The following is a 20,742-nucleotide window of genomic DNA, read 5'->3' on the forward strand; positions in this document are numbered from 1 at the left end:
TCCGCAATTAGTAAGTACGCGCTTTCGGCGGGAAGGCCGCACGCAGTTTCGGTTGCATGTTCACCTCACGGCGCGTCATGCTTTCCGTTTGCGGAACATAGAGGCTGTGGCACAGCCAGTTGGCATCATCACGCTCCGGGTAGTCGAAGCGGCTGTGAGCGCCACGGCTTTCGGTGCGGAAGTTGGCCGCTACCGCGGTTGCGTAAGCGGTTTCCATCAGGTTATCCAGCTCAAGGCATTCGATACGCTGGGTGTTGAAGTCCGGTGAACGGTCATCGAGACGCGCGTTTTTCAGGCGCTCACGAATCTCTTTCAGCTCGGCCAGGCCTTCACGCATCGCATCCCCTTCACGGAATACCGAGAAGTTGTTCTGCATGCAGCGCTGCAGCGCCTTGCGGATTTCAACCGGGTCTTCACCGGTGGTGTTGTTTTCCCAGCGGTTGAAGCGGGCCATCGCCGCGTCGATTTCATCTTCGGTGGCGTCGCGCAGTTCGCCCTGCTCAGCGATACACTCCATCAGATGAACACCGGCCGCGCGGCCAAATACCACCAGGTCGAGCAGCGAGTTGCCGCCAAGACGGTTTGCGCCGTGTACCGATACGCAGGCAATTTCACCTACCGCGAACAGGCCCGGAATCACTTCATCTTCGCCCTGCTCGTTGACGCGCAGCGCCTGACCGGTCACGCGGGTCGGCACGCCGCCCATCATGTAGTGGCAGGTCGGGATAACCGGAATCGGTTCTTTAATCGGGTCGACGTGAGCAAAGGTGCGCGACAGTTCGAGGATGCCCGGCAGACGGGATTCCAGCACTTCAGCGCCCAGATGGTCGAGTTTCAGTTTGATGTGCGGACCCCATGGGCCGTCGCAACCGCGACCTTCACGGATTTCCACCATCATTGAACGCGCCACCACATCACGGCCCGCCAGATCTTTGGCGTTCGGCGCGTAGCGCTCCATGAAACGCTCGCCATGCTTGTTCAGCAGATAGCCACCTTCACCACGGCAGCCTTCGGTCACCAGCACACCCGCCCCGGCGATGCCGGTTGGGTGGAACTGCCACATCTCCATATCCTGCATTGGCACGCCGGCACGCAGCGCCATGCCGACGCCGTCGCCGGTGTTGATGTGGGCGTTGGTGGTGGACTGATAGATACGGCCAGCACCGCCGGTCGCGAGGATAGTAGCTTTGGCTTTGAAGTAGACGGTTTCACCGGTTTCGATGCAGATGGCGGTACAGCCGACGATCGCGCCGTCAGCGTTTTTCACCAGATCCAGTGCATACCATTCGGAGAAGATGGTGGTTTTGTTTTTCAGGTTCTGCTGATACAGCGTATGCAGCAGGGCGTGGCCGGTACGGTCGGCAGCAGCAGCGGTACGCGCCGCCTGCTCACCACCGAAGTTTTTCGACTGACCACCAAACGGACGCTGATAAACGCGGCCGTCATCAAGACGGGAGAATGGCAGGCCCATGTGCTCCAGCTCCAGAATCGCTTCCGGACCGGTTTTACACATATATTCGATTGCGTCCTGGTCACCGATGTAATCGGAGCCTTTGACGGTATCGTACATGTGCCATTCCCAGTTATCTTCGTGGGAGTTACCCAGTGCCACGGTAATCCCGCCCTGCGCCGATACGGTGTGGGAACGGGTTGGGAACACTTTGGATAACAGAGCACAGCTCTGGCCCGACTGGGAGATTTGCAGCGCGGCGCGCATACCCGCACCACCTGCGCCGATCACCACGGCATCAAATTCTCTGACTGGCAAACTCATTTACACACCCCACACCACAACAGTTCCATAAATTGCATACGACAACAGCGCGACCACAATCACCAGTTGCAACACCAGACGCGTTGCCAGCGGTTTCACGTAGTCGGTCAGGACCTGCCACATGCCAATCCAGCCGTGGACCAGAATCGAGAACAGCGTCAGCAACGTGAACACTTTGGTAAAGGAGGAAGCGAAAAAGCCGCGCCAGACGTCATACGTCAGCGTGCCGGTCATCACGACAAAACCGAGGATGTAGAGAATGTAGAGCGTAATTAAGATTGCAGCAGCACGCAGTAACAGCCAGTCATGGATACCGTTGCGTCCTAATGCAGAAGCATTGCTTACCATACGAGGACTCCAGCCAGAATTGAGAGCACGACAGTGATAACAAAAACCGCTTGCGCGGTACGGGTTCCCACCTGCAGGGTTTCTGCCGTAAAACCGAAGTCGGCCAGCATGTGACGAATGCCGCTTGCTGCGTGATAAGCCAGCGCGGTCAGAATGCCCCACATGATGAATTTGGCGAAGAAGCTATCCATGATGGATGCCGCTTGCTGGAAACCTTCCGGAGAAGAGAGGGAGAGACCCAGTAACCAGAGCAGAATTCCGAGAGCGACAAAGGTAATCACGCCGGAGACGCGGTGGAGAATGGACGATATTGCAGTAACGGGAAACCGGATCGTCGAGAGATCCAAGTTAACAGGTCTTTGTTTTTTCACGGTTTTGCCCACACAGCTCTTTTTTATTTTGCTTCCTCCGGTCCTGAGTTACAGAAGAGCACAGTGCGTGTTCGGACTGCAACCGCCACCAAAATAGCAACATCCAGTGTTAAATGAAGCGGGTAAAACGCTGGGTGGCTCCTGGTGTCAGGGTATTCCGGAGACCTGGCGGCAGTATAGGAGGATCACATTCTGATTACAATTCCCCTACAATCTCTTTGGTCACATTTAAGCTGAACAGTGATCCGCCTCACGTATTTCACAATTTATACATTTTTAATTATCTGATTTGACAATAGATCAACATTTCAGTTACAAACGAACGCACTAAAACCCTATGATGCATAAAAGTTATGGGGATACACTTTCCCCTAAGCTCAAGTTATGTAACATTGCCTTTACGAGCAACACAAACCGTCAGGTTATTGGTTACCAAGAAGTTATGTCGTGACAGGATCTTTAACATCCACGATGTGCAGCGCGTCATGCCCGGACACCACCGATTGGCTTTACACATTTCGCTCCGTAACCTTGCAGCATGAACGTTACCGCTGAGTGATGCTGTGAAGATTCTGTTTTAGCCTAAGTCGTGCGGGTTGCAACAAGGCAGTAAGTGTGCAAATGATGGGCGTTTACGCAAGTAAATGACCGCACTGCGCGCGCGCAGCCAGTGTAGCGGCGGCCCGAAAATACGGCGGGTAAACGCAACATGATGACTGTTCTGGTGTCTAAGATCCTTACCTACTAAGGCGCTATGGAGACGAAAAATGACAGATAAAAAAGTGACGCTAACCCTACAAGATAACAACTCCGTGGAACTGGATGTGATGCAAGGCACGCTGGGACAGGATGTTGTTGATGTCCGCGCCCTTGGCTCAAAAGGCCTGTTCACCTTCGACCCCGGTTTTACCTCTACGGCGTCCTGCGAATCAAAAATTACCTTTATTGATGGTGATGAAGGGATTTTGTTACATCGCGGTTTCCCTATCGATCAGCTGGCTACCCACTCAAACTATCTGGAAGTGTGCTACATCCTGCTGAACGGCGAAGCCCCAACTCAGGCGCAGTACGACGAGTTCCGCACTACCGTAACCCGTCACACCATGATTCACGAGCAGATCACCCGCCTGTTCCACGGCTTCCGTCGTGATTCACACCCGATGGCAGTGATGTGCGGCGTGACCGGCGCGCTGGCCGCCTTCTATCACGATTCATTAGACGTGAATATTGAACGTCACCGTGAAATCGCCGCATTCCGCCTGCTGTCAAAAATGCCGACCATGGCCGCGATGTGTTACAAATACTCCATCGGCCAGCCGTTTGTGTATCCGCGTAACGACCTCTCCTATGCCGGTAACTTCCTGCATATGATGTTTGCTACGCCGTGTGAAGAGTACAAAGTGAACCCGGTGCTGGAACGCGCCATGGACCGTATCCTGATCCTGCACGCTGACCACGAACAGAACGCATCAACCTCTACCGTGCGTACCGCCGGTTCTTCCGGTGCCAACCCGTTTGCCTGTATCGCCGCCGGTATCGCCTCGCTGTGGGGACCTGCGCACGGTGGTGCCAACGAAGCCACGCTGCGTATGCTGGAAGAGATCAGCACCGTTGATCACATCCCGGAATTCGTGCGTCGCGCCAAAGATAAGAACGATTCGTTCCGTCTGATGGGCTTCGGTCACCGTGTGTATAAGAACTATGACCCGCGCGCGACCGTGATGCGTGAAACCTGTCATGAAGTGCTGAACGAGCTGGGCATGAAGGACGACCTGCTGGAAGTGGCGATGGAGCTGGAGCACATCGCGCTGAACGACCCGTACTTCATCGAGCGCAAACTCTATCCGAACGTCGATTTCTATTCCGGCATCATCCTGAAAGCGATGGGCATTCCGTCATCAATGTTTACCGTGATCTTCGCGATGGCGCGTACCGTTGGCTGGATTGCGCACTGGAAAGAGATGCACGACGAAGGCATGAAGATTGCCCGCCCACGTCAGCTCTACACCGGTTACACCGAGCGCGAATTCAGCTCGGCGCTGAAAAAATAACAATCAGGGCGGGTTATCCCGCCCTTTTCTTTTTTAGTACACGGCGAAAGTTTGGGGCGCATCGTGCCGAGCCCTGCCTGGCTGAGCCCCGTTTCAGGCGTCCTCGCGCCGCTGACGCGGTACCTTCACATCCCTCGTCAGTCTGACGGACCGCCGTCGACGGGACATCCTGTCCCGGCTCCGGCTTTCGCCCGCATCCATGCGGTCTCATCCTGACTTCCTCATGCTGTTCAGCGCTGCGAATTGCCTGTCCCGGGGCTCAGCCAGTCAGTGCATTAGCTCTGGTGCAGTTTGCCGGGAGACGATGCGGGGATGGTCTGTCCCGCGCCTTTTCTAATGATGACCAAAACTCAATGCTGACAGCCCGGACACCAGTAAAACGGTCGTGATGACAGTACGCCCTTCTCAATGACGGTGCCGCAGCGCCGGCACTTTTTGCCCTGACGGTGAAACACCTCGAAACGAAACGCGGCCTCTTCGTGATACTTCTTCATGCTGCCACGCATCTGATAGGACAAACGTGGCACCGCCAGCATGGCGTAGCTCAGGGCATCCAGCTGCTGGTCGTTCAAATCCTGTGCACGATGCTGCGCCAGCAAACCGGCGTGCCACAAAATCTCGACGCGCAGATAGTTGCCGAGCCCGGCGAGAAATGCCTGATCCAGCAGCAAACCGCTGAACTGACGCCGACGAAAGCGCGGCGACAGCAGCCGCTCGCGCACCTCTTCCACCGTCAGCGTAGCGTCCAGCACGTCAGGTCCGACGCGTTGTAAAAACGGATGCGCGCCGAGCGTATCTGCGTTCAGTAGCTCAATATCCGAAGCGCTATAGAGCAAAATTGCCCGGTCGGCATTACCCAGCCGCACGCGCAGCTGGCGCGAAGTATTGGGCTCAGTTCCGCTCGGCACCACACGCCACACGCCGTACAGCTGATTATGGCTGTACAGCGTCAGTCCGTTAGAGAAGTGCGTCAGCAGTGCCTTGCCGCGCGTTTCAAAGGCGTCGATGGTTTCCCCCATCAGCGCCGGTTCGTAGGTCTTCAGCGCCGGAAAAGCAAACCACACCTCTGTCAGAGGCTTGCCCACCATTGCCGCTGCAAGTTGATCCGCCGCGCGGCGGATCTCCGGTCCCTCTGGCATAACCGCTCCTGATTAATGGGTTGCGCCGCCCACTTCGCGAATGTCTTTCTCTGTGCTGAGAATCACCTGCAGCGACGTTTCCAGCGCCTGAATCACACTGGCGGTCGACATACTCGGTGCACCAGGATGCTGCGCCGCCTGCTGCGGCATATACGGGATATGCACGAAACCGCCGCGTGCTGCGCTGCCTGTGGTCTCCAGCCAGTGCAGCAGGTGATACATGACGTTATTGCAGGTAAATGTCCCGGCGGTTTGCGACACCGAAGCCGGAATCCCCACTTCGCGCAGTGCCGCGACCATCGCTTTGATCGGCAGCGTGGAAAAATAGGCCGCCGGTCCCCCGGTGACAATCGGCTGATCGACCGGCTGCTGCTGGTCGTTATCCGGAATGCGCGCATCGTTCACATTAATCGCCACGCGCTCTACGCTGATATCGCTGCGCCCGCCAGCCTGGCCGACGCACAGCACGCGGTGCGGCTGCAACTCTTCCAGCGCAGCGGTCAGCACCTGGCCGCAGCGGGCGAATACCACCGGCAGCTGGCGCACCACAATCCGCGCGCCGCCGAACTCCCGACCATCAAAGCTGCGCACCGCTTCCCACGACGGATTAATGCGCTCGCCGCCAAACGGCTCGAACGCCGTCATTAACACCGTTTTCATCGCAACCTCACAGGAACATCAGGAAATAAAGCAGGAAAATATTTACTACTAACAGTAGCACACCGGTTGGCACCTGAGCCTTGATCACCGCGTTACGATCCGGCAGCTCCAGTAAACGTGCCGGAACAATATTGAAGTTGGCAGCCATCGGTGTCATCAGCGTACCGCAGTAGCCGCAGAACATGCCGATCGCTGCCATCACCGCCGGATTGCCGCCGTGCTGCAGCACCAGAATCGGAATACCGATGCCGGCGGTGACAATCGGGAACGCCGCAAACGCATTGCCCATCACCATGGTCAGCAGCGCCATGCCCAGTGCATACACCGCGACCGCAATCAGCCGGTTATCCACCGCCAGATAGTGTTCAGTCAGATGCGAAATCGCCGTGCCGACGCCGGCGCTGGTAAACAGCAGGCCGAGCGTGGCGAGAATCTGTGGCAAAATAAACGCCCAGCCAACCGCATCCAGCAAACGCCGCGTCTCCTGCATCGACTGCAGCGGCTTCTCATGGGTAAACTTCAGCGCAATCAGCCAGCCCAGCACGCAGCCAATCATCATCGAAAACAGCGTGACCAGCGTCGAATGATTGCCCGGGCCAAACACCCTCTCCTGCAGACCGGGAATATGATTGAACGCCAGCACGCCAATCACCGTCACCAGCGGGATCGCCAGCGCCGGCAGAAACAGCTTATTGCCCAGACGCTGCGCGCTCTGCTGCTTCTGTTCATCGCTGCGCTGATGATAGCGACCGAGGCGCACGCCGCCGAACCCGGCAACCAGCGCCATGATCACCACCGCCGCGCCCACGGCAATATGCAACCAGCGACGTCCCAGCTCCGCATCACCGGCCCACTGCCCCATCAGTTGATAAGCACCGTCGCCAATCAGGAAAATCAGACCGTACAGCGCCCAGAATAAACCGGTGGTAAAACGGCGCGGGTTGGCGCTATCGCGCCATGACAGCAGCGCGACAATCAGCAGGATCGCCCCGGCCAGCCACATCAGATACTGTTGCTGAAACATCACTCACCTCCTTTTGCGCGCAGCGCCTGCTGGTTGAGCGCGCCCAGCTCACGCGACAGCTGACGGTCGAGCCGCACCAGTCGCGATGCATGAATCAGGAACGCACACAGCGCGGTCGGAATGCCCCACAGCGCGATGTGCAACGGCTCGGTGCTGATGCCCGCCGACTCCTGCATAAAGTTGTGCATAAAAATGATCGCGCCGAAGGCCACGAAAATATCTTCACCGAAGAACAGCCCGACGTTATCGGTGGCCGCCGACATGGCGCGCAGCCGCTGACGAATCTCCGGTGATACGCTGCCGTAACGGTTTTCAGTGGCACCTTCGGCCATCGGCGCCAGCAGCGGACGCACCATCTGCGGATGCCCGCCCAGGCTGGTCAGCCCCAGCGCCGCAGTCAGCTCACGCACGAACAGATAGACGATCAGTAAACGGCCGGCGGTGGCGGTTTTGATCCGGGCGATCCACGTCTGCGCACGCTCTTTCAAACCGTGGCGCTCCAGCAATCCGATGACCGCCAGCGGTAACAGCAGGATCAGCGGCAGATTACGGGTATTGAGAAAGCCGGAACCGAGCTTCTCCAGAATATCGCCGAGCGGCATATGCGCCGCCAGCCCGGTGACAAAACCGGCAACAATCACCACCAGCACCGGGTTGAAGCGCAGCACAAAGCCAAGCACAATCGCGGCAATGCCAAGTAACGGCCAGAGATTGACCACGTTATCCATGTTTTCCCCTCGTCAGAAATAAAAAGCCCGGCAACAGGCCGGGCTAACAGTCAATGATCAGGCGCTGGTGACAGCAATCTGATTTGTCGCAAAAGCGGCGCGCAGCGTGCGGGCGAATTCCAGCGCATGGGCACCATCGCCGTGCAGACAGACCGTCTGCGCATTCACCGCCACCCATTCGCCGCTGACGCTGCGCACCTGACGCTGCTGCACCATGGTGAGCGTCTGCGCCAGCGCCTGCTCAGCCTCTTCGATTAACGCCCCCGGCTGGCTGCGCGGCACCAGCGCGCCACTGGCCAGATAGCCGCGGTCAGCAAACACTTCTTCGCGCGTGCGCAGACCATGATGCGCGGCGGCGGCAATTGAGGCGCTGCCCGCCAGGCCAACCAGAATCAGCGCCGGATCGACGGCTTTCACCGCGCGCGCAATCGCATCCGCCAGCGCTGCATCCGCCGCCGCCTGGTTATACAGCATGCCGTGCGGTTTCACGTGCACCAGCTTCGCCCCTTCACTTTCAGCGAGGCTTTTCAGGGCACCAATCTGGTAGATCACCTGCGCGTAGACGGTTTCCGGCGGCAGCTGCATGGCGGTCCGGCCAAAATTTTCCCGGTCGGGAAAGCTCGGATGCGCACCGATCGCCACGCCATTGGCGCTGGCCCAGCGCACCGACTGCAGCATGGTTTCGGCATCGCCGGCATGGAAACCGCAGGCGATGTTGGCCGAGCTCACCAGCTCCAGCAGGGCCCGATCGCTGGCACTGCCTTCACCGAGGTCGGCGTTAAGATCGATCTTCATGAGCAAGCCCCCAGGCTATCTGATCAAGCGAACGTTGCTGCTGCTGTTTGGCCAGCAGCGCCTCCTCCAGCGTGCAGCGGATGAAGTGAATCGGTTCTCCCAGACGAATCTGCGCCAGCTGATAGAGATCGGCCTCGATGACGCAGGCAATACGCGGATAGCCGCCGGTGGTTTGCGCATCGGCCATCAGCACAATCGGCTGACCGTTCGGCGGCACCTGCACCACACCCGGCACCAGGCCGTGCGACAGCAGTTCACGTGCGACACTGCGCTGCAGCGGACTGCCCTGCAGCCGGTAGCCCATGCGGTTACTTTGCGGGCTGAGCTGCCACGGGTTACGCCAGAATGCGTCCTGCGCGTCGTGGGTAAATTCGTTGTACTCCGGCCCCGGCAGCGCGCGGATGCGGTTGCCCCACAGCAGCTGCCGGACGCCAGCCTGATGGCTGAAGCGGCGCGTCGGCTTGCCCAGCGGCAGCTGATCGCCATCCTGCAGTTTACGTCCCTGCCAGCCGCCAAAGGCCGCTTTGAGATCGGTGCTGTGCGATCCCAGCATGGCGTCGATGGCGAAACCGCCGTTCACCGCCAGATAGCTGCGCATACCGCGCGTGGGCATGGACAGACTCAGCACCTGGCCTTTTTTCACCGGCAGACGCCAGCCGGTCCACACCGGCTGGCCATCCAGTTCGGCGCTGCAGCTGGCACCGGTCAGCGCAAACCAGCCGTCGCGACGAAACTCCGCTTTGAACTGGCCGAGCACAATTTCCAGCACCGCGCTGTTTTCCGCGTTGCCGACCAGCATATTGGCCGTGCGCATTGAAGGCTCATCCAGTGCGCCGCTCAGGCTGATGCCGTATTGCCGCCAGCCGTGGCGGCCGCGATCCTGCACCGAGGTCATTAATCCGGCACGCAAAATGTTTAACATACGCCCTCCCGTTGTGGCACGAAGCGGACGCTGTCGCCGGGACGCAGCAGCGTCGGCGGCTGCTGTTGTGGATCGAACAGGTTGAGCGGCGTGTGGCCAATCAGCTGCCAGCCACCGGGCGCGGCCAGCGGATAGATGCCGGTCTGGCTGCCGCCAATGCCCACCGAACCGCCAGGCACCACCAGCCGGGGCTCGGCGCGACGCGGCGTGTGCAGCCGCTCATCAAGCCCACCGAGATAAGGGAAACCCGGCTGAAAGCCAATGAAATAGACCACGTAATCCGCGCTGCTGTGCAGCTCCACCACCTGTTGCGAGGTCAGCTCCGCCGCACGGGCGACCTCCGCCAGATCCGGTCCGCCCGCGCCGCCATACACCACTGGAATTTCCACCTGACGCGGCTCGGCCAGCAGCACCTCGCTCTCTTCCCACCAGCACTGCAAACGCTCGATGGCATCCAGCGCTTTCAGCTGCGGATCGCGCAGCAGCAGCGTCAGGTTATTCATGCCCGGAATCACTTCCGCGATCTGCTCATTCTGCTGCAGCCGCTGGCACAATCCCCAGATGCGCTGCTGGCTGACGAGCGAAACCGGCGGTTCCAGCTCCAGTACCACAGCCCGCTCACCCAGCAGATAACAACGTGCTCGTTGCAAAACCCACCTCCCGGTCATTAATAAAACGCGCCGTGACCGCAGTGACGGCGCGCCTGAGGGCATTCGCTTATGCGAAAAGTCAATAAGTTATGCGAAAGTGAAGGAGACGTGTCAACTGATTTGCGCCCGGCACGTGTTTTCCGGGCGCATAAGCGAGGCGGTCAGGCGGGATTGTCGATATCGATAAAAGTCACATCCAGACCATGCTGGCTGGCGAGCCACTCACCGAGCGCTTTAATGCCACCGCGTTCGGTGGCGTGATGGCCGGCAGCAAAGAAATGCAGCCCCTGTTCACGGGCGCAGTGGATGGTCTGCTCAGAAACTTCACCGCTGATAAAGGCGTCAACGCCAAAGGCGGCGGCCGCATCGATAAAGCCCTGGCCGCCACCGCTGCACCATGCCACCCGGCGAATCAGCGCCGGAGCATTATCACCGCAGTGCAGCGGCTGGCGTCCAAGGCGCGCCGCGATCTTTTCCGCCAGCGCCGGACCGCTTAGCGGCTCAGCCAGCTCGCCCCAGGGCACCAGCGGCTGAATTTCACCTTTGACGTCGATATCAAACAGCGTGGCCAGCTGGGCGTTGTTGCCCAACTGTGGGTGAGCATCGAGCGGCAGGTGCCAGCCGTACAGGTTGATGTCATTGGCCAGCAGCGTGCGCAGACGCTGGCGCTTCATGCCTTTGATCACCGGCGCTTCGCTCTTCCAGAAGTAGCCATGATGCACCAGTATCGCATCGGCCTGGCGTTTTACCGCCTCATCCAGCAGCGCCTGACAAGCCGTCACCCCGGTAATTACGCGGCGCACCTGCTCACGCCCCTCAACCTGCAAACCGTTGGGCGCATAGTCGCTGAAGGCACTGGTGTTGAGTTGCTGATTGACGATCTGTTCTAACTCGAAATTGTTCATAACGGCTCCGTGACCGCCTCAGGCTGCGCTGCGCGCGCGCTCGAAGGCGTCTAGTGTCTTTTTACGTGCCGCCTTATGTTCCACGATTGGCACCGGATAATCGAGTTTCTTGTTATTTTTCTCCGCCCAGGCGTGCGGCTGATGGATGGCGCTGTCCGGCACGTCTTGCAGCTCCGGCAGCCACCGGCGGATAAACTCGCCCTGCTTATCAAAGCGCTCGCCCTGGGTCGTCGGGTTGAAGATGCGGAAGTAAGGCGCGGCGTCGGTGCCGGTCGACGCGGCCCACTGCCAGCCACCGTTATTGGCCGCCAGATCGCCGTCAATCAGCTGCTGCATGAAATAGCGTTCACCCTCGCGCCAGTCAATCAGCAGATCTTTCACCAGAAAGCTGGCGGTGATCATGCGTAACCGGTTGTGCATCCAGCCCAGCGTATTGAGCTGGCGCATCGCTGCGTCAACAATCGGATAACCGGTTTTGCCCTGCTGCCAGGCGGTAAGGTGTTGCTCATTCTGTTGCCAGCTGACGTTGCGCGTCCAGTCGACAAACGGCTGATGCTTACACAGCGCCGGAAAGGCCACCATCAGGTGACGATAAAATTCGCGCCAGACCAGTTCATTCAGCCACACCAGCGCGCTGCCGTTGTTCAGCGCCTGCGGATGCTCCTTCAGAATGCGATGCAAACACTGACGCGGCGACAGTACACCAATCGCCAGATACGGCGACAGGCGGCTGGTGCCGTCAATCGCCGGTATGTCGCGCTGCTGGTCATATTTTTCCACCCGCTGCTGGGCAAACTGGCGCAGTTGCTTCAGCGCCGCCTCTTCTCCGGCGGGGAACCAGGTTTCGTCGAATTCTTCCACAGGATAATCGAATGCCGCTATTTTTTTACCGGCGGCCACGGGTGCCCCGGCGCGCGCTTTTGGTGCGTGATGGCACTCTGGCAGCCCCTGTTGCAGACGCCGGATAAACGCTTTGCTGAACGGCGTGAACACTTTGAACATGCTGTTGCTGCCGGTCTGTACGCTGCCCGGCGGTAACAGCAGGCTGTCATCGAACCCCTGGCACACCACGCCCTGCTGATCGAGCTGCTTCTCAACCGCAGCATCGCGCTGGCGCTCATTGATTTCATACTGATAGTTGTAAAACAGCGCATCCACCTTGTGCTGCTGGCAGAAGGTCGCCAGATAGTCGACCGACGCGGCGAAGTCATCGCACTGATGAAAGTGCAGCTTAATACCGCGTTCTGCCAGCGACTGCTGCAGCAGACACAGGTTTTGATGGATAAAAGCCGCCTGTTTGGGGGCCATACTGTGTTGCTGCCACTGGCCGGGCGTGGCGATGAACAGCGCCAGCACCTCGGCCTGACTGTCGCGGCAGGCCGCGGCCAGTGCGCTGTTATCATTCATGCGCAAATCGTTACGCAGCCAGACTAAATGAGTGCTCATAACGCTCCGTGTTTACTGGCCGTAGCGCAGACGCAGCGCTTCCGGGTAGGGATCGAAATAACGCTGCTGCGCCAGCCACGGGTGCGGGAACTCTGCCATGTAATGTTTCAGCATGGTGATGGGGGCCAGCAACGGCTGCACACCGCGACGGTAGCGATCGATCAGCTGCGCCAGCTCCTGACGCTGCGGTGAACTCAGCTTCGGCCGGAAATAGCCCTGTACATGCATCAGCACATTGGTGTGATTACGACGCGACGCCTGGTGCGACATCAGGTGCATAAGACGGTTACGGTATTCAAAGGCGTACGCATCCAGTGACTCCCACTGTTCCATTGCCGCGACAAACCTCCCCATCTCGCGGTACTCATCCTGCGCATGCGACAGCAGCAGTAATTTGTAGCGACTGTGGAAGGCAATCAGCTTGTGGCGCGTCAGCCCGCTACGCCACATTTCGTTGAACTCATGCAGCGCATAGACGCGTCCCATAAAGTTTTCGCGGATCGCATCATCGTGCAGGCGTCCATCCTCTTCCAGCGGCAGCCACGGCAGCTCTTTTTGCAGGAACGAGGTGAACACACCGGTGCCAGCTTTGCGATTGTTGTTAGTGTCAGGCTCGTAGACGCGCACGCGCTCCAGTCCGCAGCTCGGCGATTTGGCACACAGGATGTAGCCGCAGAGGTGGTGCAGCGATTTGACGCGCTCCGCAGACCAGCGGGCCATTTCGTCGGTCAGCTCTTCCCCGCCGTCTTTACTGAAACACAGGTGGATCTGATCGTCGCTCTGTTTGACCAGCCGCAGCGCTGGGCGCGGCGTCGGCAGACCGATGGCCATTTCCGGGCAGACAGGTTCGAAGCGCACAAATGGCGCGAGCTCGTCAGTCGCAAAGGCAAAACGCTTGTGGCCGCCATCGAATCGGACGCTATCCCCGAGCAGGCAGGCACTGATACCTACAGGAATTTTCTCGCTCATACTTGTACAACCTCCAAAATCTTGTAGAGGTTTAAGTGTAGCTGAAATGCCGCGAGATAACAGCGGGACAATGCGTTTGTCGCACCACTTTAAGATAAAAAAACCCGGTGCCTCGAGCGAGGTCACCGGGTTATCACCGCGAAGCCGGGGGTTACCAGTAGATACCGCCTGCCGCTTCCGATTGCGCCAGCCAGACTGGTTTGGTGCTGGTTTTGCACCACATGCGGTGCAGATAACTGTAGAAGCGCGCGCGATCCTGGCGGAACAGCATCACTGGCAGCGCCAGTACGCCAATCAATACCACCAGCACACGGCGCAGCACAATTTTGGCGAGTGGATATGCCTGATACATCAATGCCTCCTCGTGGTAAATTTTGCTATGAAATGTGATCTGCCTCAGATATTACGCCTGGTTGTGTAATTTTACTACTCATCCGACCACTATTTTGATCTTTTTTCAGTCATTTCCTGGCCGGGATGAAAGGAAGTTACATTTTTGTAAAATTTTGGATCACAGCGAGTTACTGAGATCGTGACGGACGCCGTCGCGGTTTATTGTTAAAGTAATGCGTTAACCTTATTTGCCGCAGGAGTCAGCGTGACGACCATCTTGATTGTCGAAGATGAAAAGGAGATTCGCCGTTTCGTGCGCCTGGCGCTGGAGAGCGAAGGCCTGAAGATTGTGGAAGCGGAGCAGTTGCAGCGCGGCCTGATTGAAGCGGCTACGCGCAAACCGGATTTGGTGATTCTCGATCTCGGTTTACCGGACGGCGATGGCAATGCCTTCATCCGCGAAGTGCGGCAGTGGAGCAGCATGCCGGTAATTGTGCTGTCAGCACGCAGTGACGAGCAGGATAAAATAGAGGCGCTGGATGCCGGCGCTGACGACTATCTCACTAAGCCGTTTGGCATCGGCGAACTGCTGGCGCGCGTGCGCGTGGCGCTGCGTCGTCATCAGCGCAGCCAGCCGGAGCCGCTGGTGCAGTTTGGTGAGGTGAGTGTCGATCTCGCCGCGCGACGCGTGCTGCGCAGCGGTGAGGAAGTGCATCTGACGCCGACCGAGTTTCGTCTGCTCAGTCTGCTGCTGAATAACGCCGGTAAGGTGCTGACCCAGCGCCAGTTGCTTAACCAGGTTTGGGGCCCTAACGCCGTCGAACACAGCCATTATCTGCGCATCTATATGGGACACCTGCGGCAAAAGCTGGAAGCCAATCCCACCCAGCCCAGTCATCTGCTGACGGAAACCGGCATCGGCTATCGCTTTATGCCATAAAAAAAGGCCGCGAGCGCGGCCTTCATGTCATGCGTGCCGCCCTGTCAGGCGTTTTTCAGCACTTCGCTGACAATTTCTACCGCTTCTTTCTCGATCTGCTGGCGATGCTCAGCGCCGAGGAAGCTTTCACAATAGATTTTGTAGGCGTCTTCGGTACCGGACGGACGCGCGGCAAACCAGCCGTTTTCAGTCATCACTTTCAGACCACCAATCGAGGCGCCGTTGCCCGGTGCCGCGGTCAGACGTGCGGTGATCGGGTCGCCCGCCAGCGTATCGGCGCTGACCATTTCAGGTGACAGCTTCGACAGCGCCGCTTTCTGCGCAGAAGTGGCAGGTGCCTGCAGACGGTTGTAGCTTGGCGCACCAAAACGCGCGGCCAGCTCATCATAGTGCTGCTGCGGGTTCTTACCGGTAACCGCAGTGATTTCCGCCGCCAGCAGACACAGGATGATGCCGTCTTTGTCTGTTGACCAGGCGGAGCCGTCGAAACGCAGGAACGAGGCGCCGGCGCTCTCTTCGCCGCCAAAGCCAAAGCTGCCGTCGAAAAGACCATCCACGAACCATTTGAAGCCGACCGGGACTTCCACCAGCTTGCGACCAATGTCGTTCACCACGCGGTCAATCATCGCGCTGGAAACCAGCGTTTTACCAACGGCCACCTCTTTGCCCCACTGCGGACGGTGCTGGAACAGGTAGTTGATCGCTACCGCCAGATAGTGGTTCGGGTTCATCAGACCGGCGGGCGTGACGATGCCGTGACGGTCGTAATCCGGATCGTTACCGAAGGCCAGATCGAACTTATCTTTATACGCCAGCAGACCGGCCATCGCGCACTCGGACGAACAGTCCATGCGCACCACGCCATCTTTATCCAGATGCATGAAGCGGAACGTCTGGTCGATGGCATCATTGACGATGGTCAGATCCAGCTGGTAGTGCTCAGCAATGCGCTGCCAGTAGGCCATGCCGGAACCGCCGAGCGGATCGACACCGATTTTCAGGCCGGCTTTCTGGATCGCCGGGAAGTCAATCACCTGCGCCAGACCTTCAACGTATGGCTGGATCAGATCCTGCTCAACGATGTGGCCACTGGCCCACGCCTGATCCAGCGCCAGACGCTTAACCTCTTTCAGCTCACCTTTGATCAGCTGATTCGCGCGATCTTCCACCACTTTGGTGACGTTGGTGTCAGCCGGTCCACCGTTCGGCGGATTGTACTTGATGCCACCGTCTTCCGGCGGGTTGTGCGACGGGGTAATCACGATACCGTCCGCCTGCGCGCCGCCGCGCTTGTTATGCTCCAGAATGGCGTTGGAGATCGCCGGCGTCGGCGTATAGCCGTTGTCCTGCTGCACAATCACATCAACGCCGTTGGCGGCCAGCACTTCCAGCACTGACAGGATCGCCGGCTCAGACAGCGCATGGGTGTCTTTGCCTACGTAGCACGGACCGGTGATGCCGTTCTTTTTACGCTCTTCAGCGATCGCCTGCGCAATCGCCAGAATGTGTACTTCGTTGAAGCTATGACGTCCCGCGCTGCCGCGGTGGCCGGAGGTGCCAAATTTCACCGCATGGTCCGGGTTCGCCGCATCCGGCTTCAGGACGTAGTACTGCGAGGTTAATTGTGCAACGTTAATCAAATCGCTCTGCTGGGCAGGTTGCCCGGCACGGGGGTGATTGGCCATTGGCGCTTCTCCCTGACGCTTCGGTTTAAATGGTGCCGCAAACTTTCTCTGCCAGTTCCTGCGGGAACTGCATGGCAAGCATGATGTGTTCCACCATGCTGCATTTACGACCTGTATTGGTATTGGTGATCACCCAGTACGGCGTGCCGGGCACGTGCTTCGGCTTAGTATGGGTGCCATTTTGCAGCAGCGTGTGCTCGTCGCCCGCAAAGTAAACGCGGGTGCGGCCCTGCAGCGAGGCAGTGGCATCAGCAAAGGCTGCCGGATCAAGACGATAAAGCGTTGACAGGATCAGCATGAAGCGATTAACCGCCTTCTTCTGCTCCGCATACTCGTCAGACAGCAGCAGCTCGCGTACGGCGCGCACGCGATCCTGAGGTCGCGCTTCGCTGCGTGCAGCCGGTGCTTCTTTTACCGCCGCATTCGCCGCTGACGCGGCGGATGCGCTCTGGCCGGCAGTGAATTTCAGCATACGGCGCAAAATGTCCGAGGCGCTTTCACCAATGTGCTGCGTGTGGCTGGCAATATAACGGTAGAGTTCTTCGTCAACTTCAATCGTTTTCATCTTTTTCCGTGCGATTCTGGCAAATGGCAGAACCACGCTACTTTGCAAAGGCCTTAACAAAATCCGGTCGTGCAAAATGTGAGCGGGCTCTAACATAAGGATTATAAAGTTAAATCCGCGACAGCCGGTAGCGCTGGCATCGTTTACGGGCAAAAGTCGGAATATGCCCTAATGCCTGACCGCCTGGCGCCGGGACAGGTGAATCCATGATACCCTAAGCCCAGGTCTCAACCGAAAGAACTTTAGCCATGATTTTGAACGCCCGTCTGCAAACTGAACAATCTGCCCCTGATGCCCAGCCCATTCTGTTAATTCATGGCCTGTTTGGTAGCCTGGATAACCTCGGCGTACTGGCGCGCGGCGTGCGCGATGCACGGCCCACGCTGCAGGTGGATGTCCGTAACCACGGCCTGTCTCCGCGCAGCGAAGAGATGCACTACGCTGCGCTGGCGCAGGATATGGTCGATACGCTTGACGCGCACCACATCGAACGGGTCGATGTTATCGGCCACTCAATGGGCGGCAAAATTGCCATGGCGCTGAGCGCCGTTGCGCCCGAACGGATTGGCAAAATGGTACTGATTGATATCGCGCCGGTGGATTACCAGACGCGACGCCACGATGAGATCTTCGCGGCAATCCGCGCGGTCAGCGCAGCTGGCGTCACGCGCCGCAGCGCTGCAGCCGACGTGATGCGTGAATATGTACGCGAAGAAGGCGTGATTCAGTTCATTCTGAAATCCTTCCACGAAGGCGAATGGCGCTTTAACGTGCCGGTGTTATGGGACAATTATCCGGTGCTCTCCGGCTGGCAGGAGGTGCCCGCGTGGCCTCATCCGGCGCTGTTTATTCGCGGCGGTGATTCACCCTATCTGGACAATCAGCACCGTGATGCGCTGCTGCGCCAGTTCCCGCAGGCGCAGGCGCACATTATCAGCGGTGCCGGCCACTGGGTGCATGCCGAAAAACCCGATGCCGTACTGCGCGCGGTGCGCCGCTTTTTTAACCTGTAAAAGCAAAAGCTTGCTACGGGCGGTTTAGGGTTGGCGTCGCGCCGGGCGCTGGAGTATGATGTCGCGCTAAAAATTTGCCGCGGATGCTTTTTTCGCCGCGGTCGGGCCGATAAATGTTTAAATCGCGCAGCGCCTTTCCGCCGTTCGCGCCCACGCAGTTTCACAAACCATGGCAAAAGAACAGACAGATCGTACCACGCTCGATCTCTTCGCAGACGAGCGGCGTCCCGGTCGCCCTAAAACCAGTCCGCTGTCGCGTGATGAGCAGCTGCGCATTAATAAGCGCAACCAGCTGAAGCGCGACCGGGTGCGCGGCCTGCGCCGCGTTGAGCTGAAAATGTCCAGCGAAGCGGTCGACGCGCTTAATACGCTGGCCGAGCAGCAGAACATCAGCCGCAGTGAACTGATTGAACAAATGCTGCTGGCGCAGCTCAAACTGGCGTAACGTGCGCAGACCGCACGCTGGAACACAAACTCAGCGCTTTACACATTCCGCGCTTTTCGCCGGTCTGCTATCATTCGCATAACTGTGTCGTCTTCTGACTTACTTTCACAATCAGGATTTAAGAGGTTACTCACTCCATGGCAATCGTAGGCATTTTCTTCGGCAGCGATACCGGCAACACTGAAAACATTGCAAAAATGATCCAGAAACAACTGGGTAAAGATGTCGCCGAAGTGCATGACATTGCTAAGAGCACCAAAGAAGATCTCGAAGCATTCGATATTCTGCTGCTGGGTATTCCGACCTGGTACTACGGTGAAGCCCAGTGCGACTGGGATGACTTCTTCCCGACGCTGGAAGAGATTGATTTTAACGGTAAGCTGGTGGCGCTGTTTGGCTGCGGCGATCAGGAAGATTACGCCGAGTACTTCTGTGACGCGATGGGCACCATTCGCGACATCATTGAGCCAAACGGCGCAGTGATTGTGGGCCACTGGCCAACCGAAGGTTACCACTTCGAAGCCTCTAAAGGTCTGGCAGACGACAAACACTTCCTCGGCCTCGCCATTGATGAAGATCGTCAGCCTGAACTGACTAACGAGCGCGTCGACAAATGGGTTAAGCAGATCTTTGATGAGCTGCAGCTGCAGGCGATCATCGAAGCCTGATGCTTTCCTGTCCGATGTGGGCGCTGGCTCACATCGGGCAATGGAATTACCTATAAAAATAATAGCTACGGTTTTTTAACTTTTTCCCTCAATTCTGTAGAATACCCGCAACGGTCATCTGCTTATTCCTCGGGCATCAGACTGAGACTGCGCGAAAAGGAACATCGATCTGCACGATCCCGCTGAGGCTCACGACATTTCTCCTTACAGCATCCGGGGAATTGTCCGCCGCAGCCGGTTTTCATTTCGCAGGCTGAGCTCTATAATGAGACGCAAATGAGAATGCGCGTTGACCACACATTCAAGGCCTTTGCGCCGTAAGTGACTAGCAAAGTAACAGGACAATATCCGCATGACTGACAACAACTCCGCATTGAAAAAGGCTGGCCTGAAAGTCACGCTGCCCAGACTGAAGATTCTGGAAGTGCTTCAGGGACCCGGACCCGAGTCCCATCATGTCAGTGCGGAAGATTTGTACAAACGCCTGATCGACATGGGCGAAGAGATTGGTCTGGCGACGGTATACCGTGTTCTGAACCAGTTTGACGACGCCGGCATCGTGACGCGTCATAACTTCGAAGGCGGGAAATCCGTGTTCGAACTGACCCAGCAGCATCATCACGATCACCTGATTTGCCTCGACTGCGGCAAAGTGATCGAGTTTAGCGATGAATCTATCGAAACGCGTCAGCGTGAGATTGCGACACGCCACGGTATCAAACTCAGCAACCACAGCCTGTATCTGTACGGCCACTGTGCGCTGGGAGACTGCCGCGAAGACGAGACGCTCCACGATCAGTAATTGAATATGCTATGCAGTATAAAAAAACCGGTGCCAGGCACCGGTTTTTTTATGGCTGCGTTCAGGCGACCAGCGTTTCCTGCAAATAGCGCCAGCGCGGAACCGGCGTGCTGCAGTCCAGCACCGCCAGCGAAATGCGGGTCTGGTTGTTGCCGTTGAGCATTTGCAGTTCGTGATACTGAATGGTCACTTCCTGCTGCTGCTGGGAAATGATGGCATGCTCACTGGTGGCGATTCGCATCCCTTCCCGCTGCCCGTGCAGTTTGCGAAACAGGGTTTCAGTGTCATTGAGATCGAGCTGTTTGCCTTGCGGCGTCACCATTTTGAAGTCGGGATGAAAGTGCGACAGCAGCAGATCCATACTGTCATCGCTGCCTTCGGCCTGATTAAAAATACGTTCGATAAGCTGATGTAAAACCACCACGCTATGTTTGGCTTCCAGAGCGAGACTTGTCATTTTTCTTCCTTCGCTAACCCGCACAGCAACATTTAAGAGCGCATAGCCTACC

23 protein-coding genes are annotated in these 20,742 nt (G+C 57.9%); 6 read left to right on the forward strand and 17 right to left on the reverse strand.

What is annotated here, in order from left to right:
- Positions 1-7: 7 nt before the first annotated feature.
- The 3 genes from sdhA to sdhC are packed head-to-tail and all read right to left on the reverse strand — an operon-like array spanning position 8 to position 2,505.
- Entirely contained in the window at positions 8-1,774 is a 1,767-nt protein-coding gene (sdhA, locus tag AC6I79_RS13500) for a succinate dehydrogenase flavoprotein subunit (RefSeq protein ID WP_021508539.1), read from the reverse strand.
- Positions 1,775-2,122: a succinate dehydrogenase membrane anchor subunit gene (sdhD, locus tag AC6I79_RS13505; RefSeq protein ID WP_021508540.1), complete on the reverse strand. Its 348-nt coding sequence runs from the start codon at positions 2,120-2,122 to the stop codon at positions 1,775-1,777.
- Positions 2,116-2,505 (reverse strand): succinate dehydrogenase cytochrome b556 subunit, encoded by a 390-nt coding sequence (gene sdhC / locus AC6I79_RS13510; protein ID WP_021508541.1) that lies wholly within the window; start codon positions 2,503-2,505, stop codon positions 2,116-2,118. The genes sdhD and sdhC overlap by 7 nt, the downstream gene beginning before the upstream one ends.
- Before the next feature lie 755 nt (positions 2,506-3,260).
- On the opposite strand from sdhC, the gene AC6I79_RS13515 reads away from it, so the two are divergent.
- Positions 3,261-4,544 (forward strand): citrate synthase, encoded by a 1,284-nt coding sequence (locus AC6I79_RS13515; RefSeq protein WP_021508542.1) that lies wholly within the window; start codon positions 3,261-3,263, stop codon positions 4,542-4,544.
- A gap of 350 nt (positions 4,545-4,894) precedes the next feature.
- On the opposite strand, the gene nei is transcribed toward AC6I79_RS13515, so the two are convergent.
- The 11 genes from nei to AC6I79_RS13570 form a co-directional block, all read right to left on the reverse strand.
- Positions 4,895-5,683 (reverse strand): endonuclease VIII, encoded by a 789-nt coding sequence (gene nei, locus AC6I79_RS13520; protein ID WP_021508543.1) that lies wholly within the window; start codon positions 5,681-5,683, stop codon positions 4,895-4,897.
- Positions 5,684-5,695: 12 nt separating this feature from the next.
- On the reverse strand, positions 5,696-6,343 hold the full coding sequence (gene pcp / locus AC6I79_RS13525) for a pyroglutamyl-peptidase I (protein ID WP_498027332.1): 648 nt from the start codon (positions 6,341-6,343) through the stop codon (positions 5,696-5,698).
- Positions 6,344-6,350: 7 nt separating this feature from the next.
- Positions 6,351-7,367 carry a DUF979 domain-containing protein gene (locus AC6I79_RS13530; protein WP_058769447.1) on the reverse strand — a complete coding sequence of 339 codons (1,017 nt, stop codon included), beginning with the start codon at positions 7,365-7,367 and terminating at the stop codon, positions 6,351-6,353.
- Complete coding sequence (locus tag AC6I79_RS13535) at positions 7,367-8,095, reverse strand: DUF969 domain-containing protein (protein ID WP_058775286.1); 729 nt, start codon at positions 8,093-8,095, stop codon at positions 7,367-7,369. Before AC6I79_RS13535 ends, AC6I79_RS13530 begins: the two co-directional genes overlap by 1 nt.
- 57 nt (positions 8,096-8,152) lie before the next feature.
- Entirely contained in the window at positions 8,153-8,890 is a 738-nt protein-coding gene (gene pxpA / locus AC6I79_RS13540; RefSeq protein WP_058769446.1) for a 5-oxoprolinase subunit PxpA, read from the reverse strand.
- Complete coding sequence (gene pxpC / locus AC6I79_RS13545) at positions 8,874-9,812, reverse strand: 5-oxoprolinase subunit PxpC (RefSeq protein ID WP_058757884.1); 939 nt, start codon at positions 9,810-9,812, stop codon at positions 8,874-8,876. The genes pxpA and pxpC overlap by 17 nt, the downstream gene beginning before the upstream one ends.
- Positions 9,806-10,462 carry a 5-oxoprolinase subunit PxpB gene (gene pxpB / locus AC6I79_RS13550; protein WP_136545587.1) on the reverse strand — a complete coding sequence of 219 codons (657 nt, stop codon included), beginning with the start codon at positions 10,460-10,462 and terminating at the stop codon, positions 9,806-9,808. The genes pxpC and pxpB overlap by 7 nt, the downstream gene beginning before the upstream one ends.
- Positions 10,463-10,623: 161 nt before the next feature.
- A complete protein-coding gene (locus AC6I79_RS13555) occupies positions 10,624-11,367 on the reverse strand; it encodes a type 2 GTP cyclohydrolase I (RefSeq protein ID WP_498027333.1) in 744 nt (247 codons plus the stop codon).
- Between the two features lie 18 nt (positions 11,368-11,385).
- On the reverse strand, positions 11,386-12,813 hold the full coding sequence (phrB, locus tag AC6I79_RS13560) for a deoxyribodipyrimidine photo-lyase (RefSeq protein WP_477529664.1): 1,428 nt from the start codon (positions 12,811-12,813) through the stop codon (positions 11,386-11,388).
- A 12-nt stretch (positions 12,814-12,825) separates the two neighbouring features.
- Positions 12,826-13,782, reverse strand: coding sequence for a YbgA family protein (locus AC6I79_RS13565; RefSeq protein ID WP_058775282.1), 957 nt, complete (start codon positions 13,780-13,782; stop codon positions 12,826-12,828).
- Between the two features lie 151 nt (positions 13,783-13,933).
- Positions 13,934-14,134, reverse strand: coding sequence for a YbfA family protein (locus AC6I79_RS13570; protein ID WP_031279882.1), 201 nt, complete (start codon positions 14,132-14,134; stop codon positions 13,934-13,936).
- Between the two features lie 246 nt (positions 14,135-14,380).
- Here AC6I79_RS13570 and kdpE point away from each other — a divergent pair, with 246 nt between their 5' ends.
- Positions 14,381-15,055 carry a two-component system response regulator KdpE gene (kdpE, locus tag AC6I79_RS13575; protein ID WP_058775281.1) on the forward strand — a complete coding sequence of 225 codons (675 nt, stop codon included), beginning with the start codon at positions 14,381-14,383 and terminating at the stop codon, positions 15,053-15,055.
- Positions 15,056-15,099: 44 nt separating this feature from the next.
- On the opposite strand, the gene pgm is transcribed toward kdpE, so the two are convergent.
- Complete coding sequence (gene pgm / locus AC6I79_RS13580; protein WP_021508555.1) at positions 15,100-16,740, reverse strand: phosphoglucomutase (alpha-D-glucose-1,6-bisphosphate-dependent); 1,641 nt, start codon at positions 16,738-16,740, stop codon at positions 15,100-15,102.
- 25 nt (positions 16,741-16,765) lie between these two features.
- A complete protein-coding gene (seqA, locus tag AC6I79_RS13585; RefSeq protein ID WP_058775280.1) occupies positions 16,766-17,305 on the reverse strand; it encodes a replication initiation negative regulator SeqA in 540 nt (179 codons plus the stop codon).
- A gap of 248 nt (positions 17,306-17,553) precedes the next feature.
- Here seqA and ybfF point away from each other — a divergent pair, with 248 nt between their 5' ends.
- From ybfF to fur, 4 genes are all read left to right on the forward strand, one after another.
- Complete coding sequence (gene ybfF, locus AC6I79_RS13590) at positions 17,554-18,318, forward strand: esterase (RefSeq protein ID WP_058769443.1); 765 nt, start codon at positions 17,554-17,556, stop codon at positions 18,316-18,318.
- A 169-nt stretch (positions 18,319-18,487) separates the two neighbouring features.
- Positions 18,488-18,763, forward strand: a complete 276-nt coding sequence (gene ybfE, locus AC6I79_RS13595; RefSeq protein ID WP_010616122.1) for a LexA regulated protein — start codon at positions 18,488-18,490, stop codon at positions 18,761-18,763.
- A gap of 137 nt (positions 18,764-18,900) precedes the next feature.
- A complete protein-coding gene (fldA, locus tag AC6I79_RS13600) occupies positions 18,901-19,431 on the forward strand; it encodes a flavodoxin FldA (RefSeq protein WP_021508557.1) in 531 nt (176 codons plus the stop codon).
- A gap of 352 nt (positions 19,432-19,783) precedes the next feature.
- Positions 19,784-20,233, forward strand: a complete 450-nt coding sequence (gene fur / locus AC6I79_RS13605; protein ID WP_021508558.1) for a ferric iron uptake transcriptional regulator — start codon at positions 19,784-19,786, stop codon at positions 20,231-20,233.
- A 61-nt stretch (positions 20,234-20,294) separates the two neighbouring features.
- Here fur and AC6I79_RS13610 read toward each other — a convergent pair whose 3' ends face one another.
- Positions 20,295-20,690: a hypothetical protein gene (locus AC6I79_RS13610; RefSeq protein ID WP_021508559.1), complete on the reverse strand. Its 396-nt coding sequence runs from the start codon at positions 20,688-20,690 to the stop codon at positions 20,295-20,297.
- Positions 20,691-20,742 lie beyond the last annotated feature (52 nt).

It is taken from the genome of gamma proteobacterium symbiont of Scutellera amethystina, assembly GCF_059730845.1.

Bases quoted from the DNA above. Each gene is read 5' to 3' on its own strand.
- AC6I79_RS13530 (WP_058769447.1), bottom strand. From the start codon at position 7,367: ATGTTTCAGCAACAGTATCTGATGTGGCTGGCCGGGGCGATCCTGCTG.
- pxpA (WP_058769446.1), bottom strand. From the start codon at position 8,890: ATGAAGATCGATCTTAACGCCGACCTCGGTGAAGGCAGTGCCAGCGAT.
- AC6I79_RS13535 (WP_058775286.1), bottom strand. From the start codon at position 8,095: ATGGATAACGTGGTCAATCTCTGGCCGTTACTTGGCATTGCCGCGATT.
- AC6I79_RS13555 (WP_498027333.1), bottom strand. From the start codon at position 11,367: ATGAACAATTTCGAGTTAGAACAGATCGTCAATCAGCAACTCAACACC.
- ybfE (WP_010616122.1), top strand. From the start codon at position 18,488: ATGGCAAAAGAACAGACAGATCGTACCACGCTCGATCTCTTCGCAGAC.
- seqA (WP_058775280.1), bottom strand. From the start codon at position 17,305: ATGAAAACGATTGAAGTTGACGAAGAACTCTACCGTTATATTGCCAGC.
- AC6I79_RS13565 (WP_058775282.1), bottom strand. From the start codon at position 13,782: ATGAGCGAGAAAATTCCTGTAGGTATCAGTGCCTGCCTGCTCGGGGAT.
- sdhD (WP_021508540.1), bottom strand. From the start codon at position 2,122: ATGGTAAGCAATGCTTCTGCATTAGGACGCAACGGTATCCATGACTGG.
- pgm (WP_021508555.1), bottom strand. From the start codon at position 16,740: ATGGCCAATCACCCCCGTGCCGGGCAACCTGCCCAGCAGAGCGATTTG.
- pcp (WP_498027332.1), bottom strand. From the start codon at position 6,343: ATGAAAACGGTGTTAATGACGGCGTTCGAGCCGTTTGGCGGCGAGCGC.
- AC6I79_RS13515 (WP_021508542.1), top strand. From the start codon at position 3,261: ATGACAGATAAAAAAGTGACGCTAACCCTACAAGATAACAACTCCGTG.
- AC6I79_RS13570 (WP_031279882.1), bottom strand. From the start codon at position 14,134: ATGTATCAGGCATATCCACTCGCCAAAATTGTGCTGCGCCGTGTGCTG.
- fldA (WP_021508557.1), top strand. From the start codon at position 18,901: ATGGCAATCGTAGGCATTTTCTTCGGCAGCGATACCGGCAACACTGAA.
- phrB (WP_477529664.1), bottom strand. From the start codon at position 12,813: ATGAGCACTCATTTAGTCTGGCTGCGTAACGATTTGCGCATGAATGAT.
- ybfF (WP_058769443.1), top strand. From the start codon at position 17,554: ATGATTTTGAACGCCCGTCTGCAAACTGAACAATCTGCCCCTGATGCC.
- nei (WP_021508543.1), bottom strand. From the start codon at position 5,683: ATGCCAGAGGGACCGGAGATCCGCCGCGCGGCGGATCAACTTGCAGCG.
- fur (WP_021508558.1), top strand. From the start codon at position 19,784: ATGACTGACAACAACTCCGCATTGAAAAAGGCTGGCCTGAAAGTCACG.
- sdhA (WP_021508539.1), bottom strand. From the start codon at position 1,774: ATGAGTTTGCCAGTCAGAGAATTTGATGCCGTGGTGATCGGCGCAGGT.
- pxpC (WP_058757884.1), bottom strand. From the start codon at position 9,812: ATGTTAAACATTTTGCGTGCCGGATTAATGACCTCGGTGCAGGATCGC.
- AC6I79_RS13610 (WP_021508559.1), bottom strand. From the start codon at position 20,690: ATGACAAGTCTCGCTCTGGAAGCCAAACATAGCGTGGTGGTTTTACAT.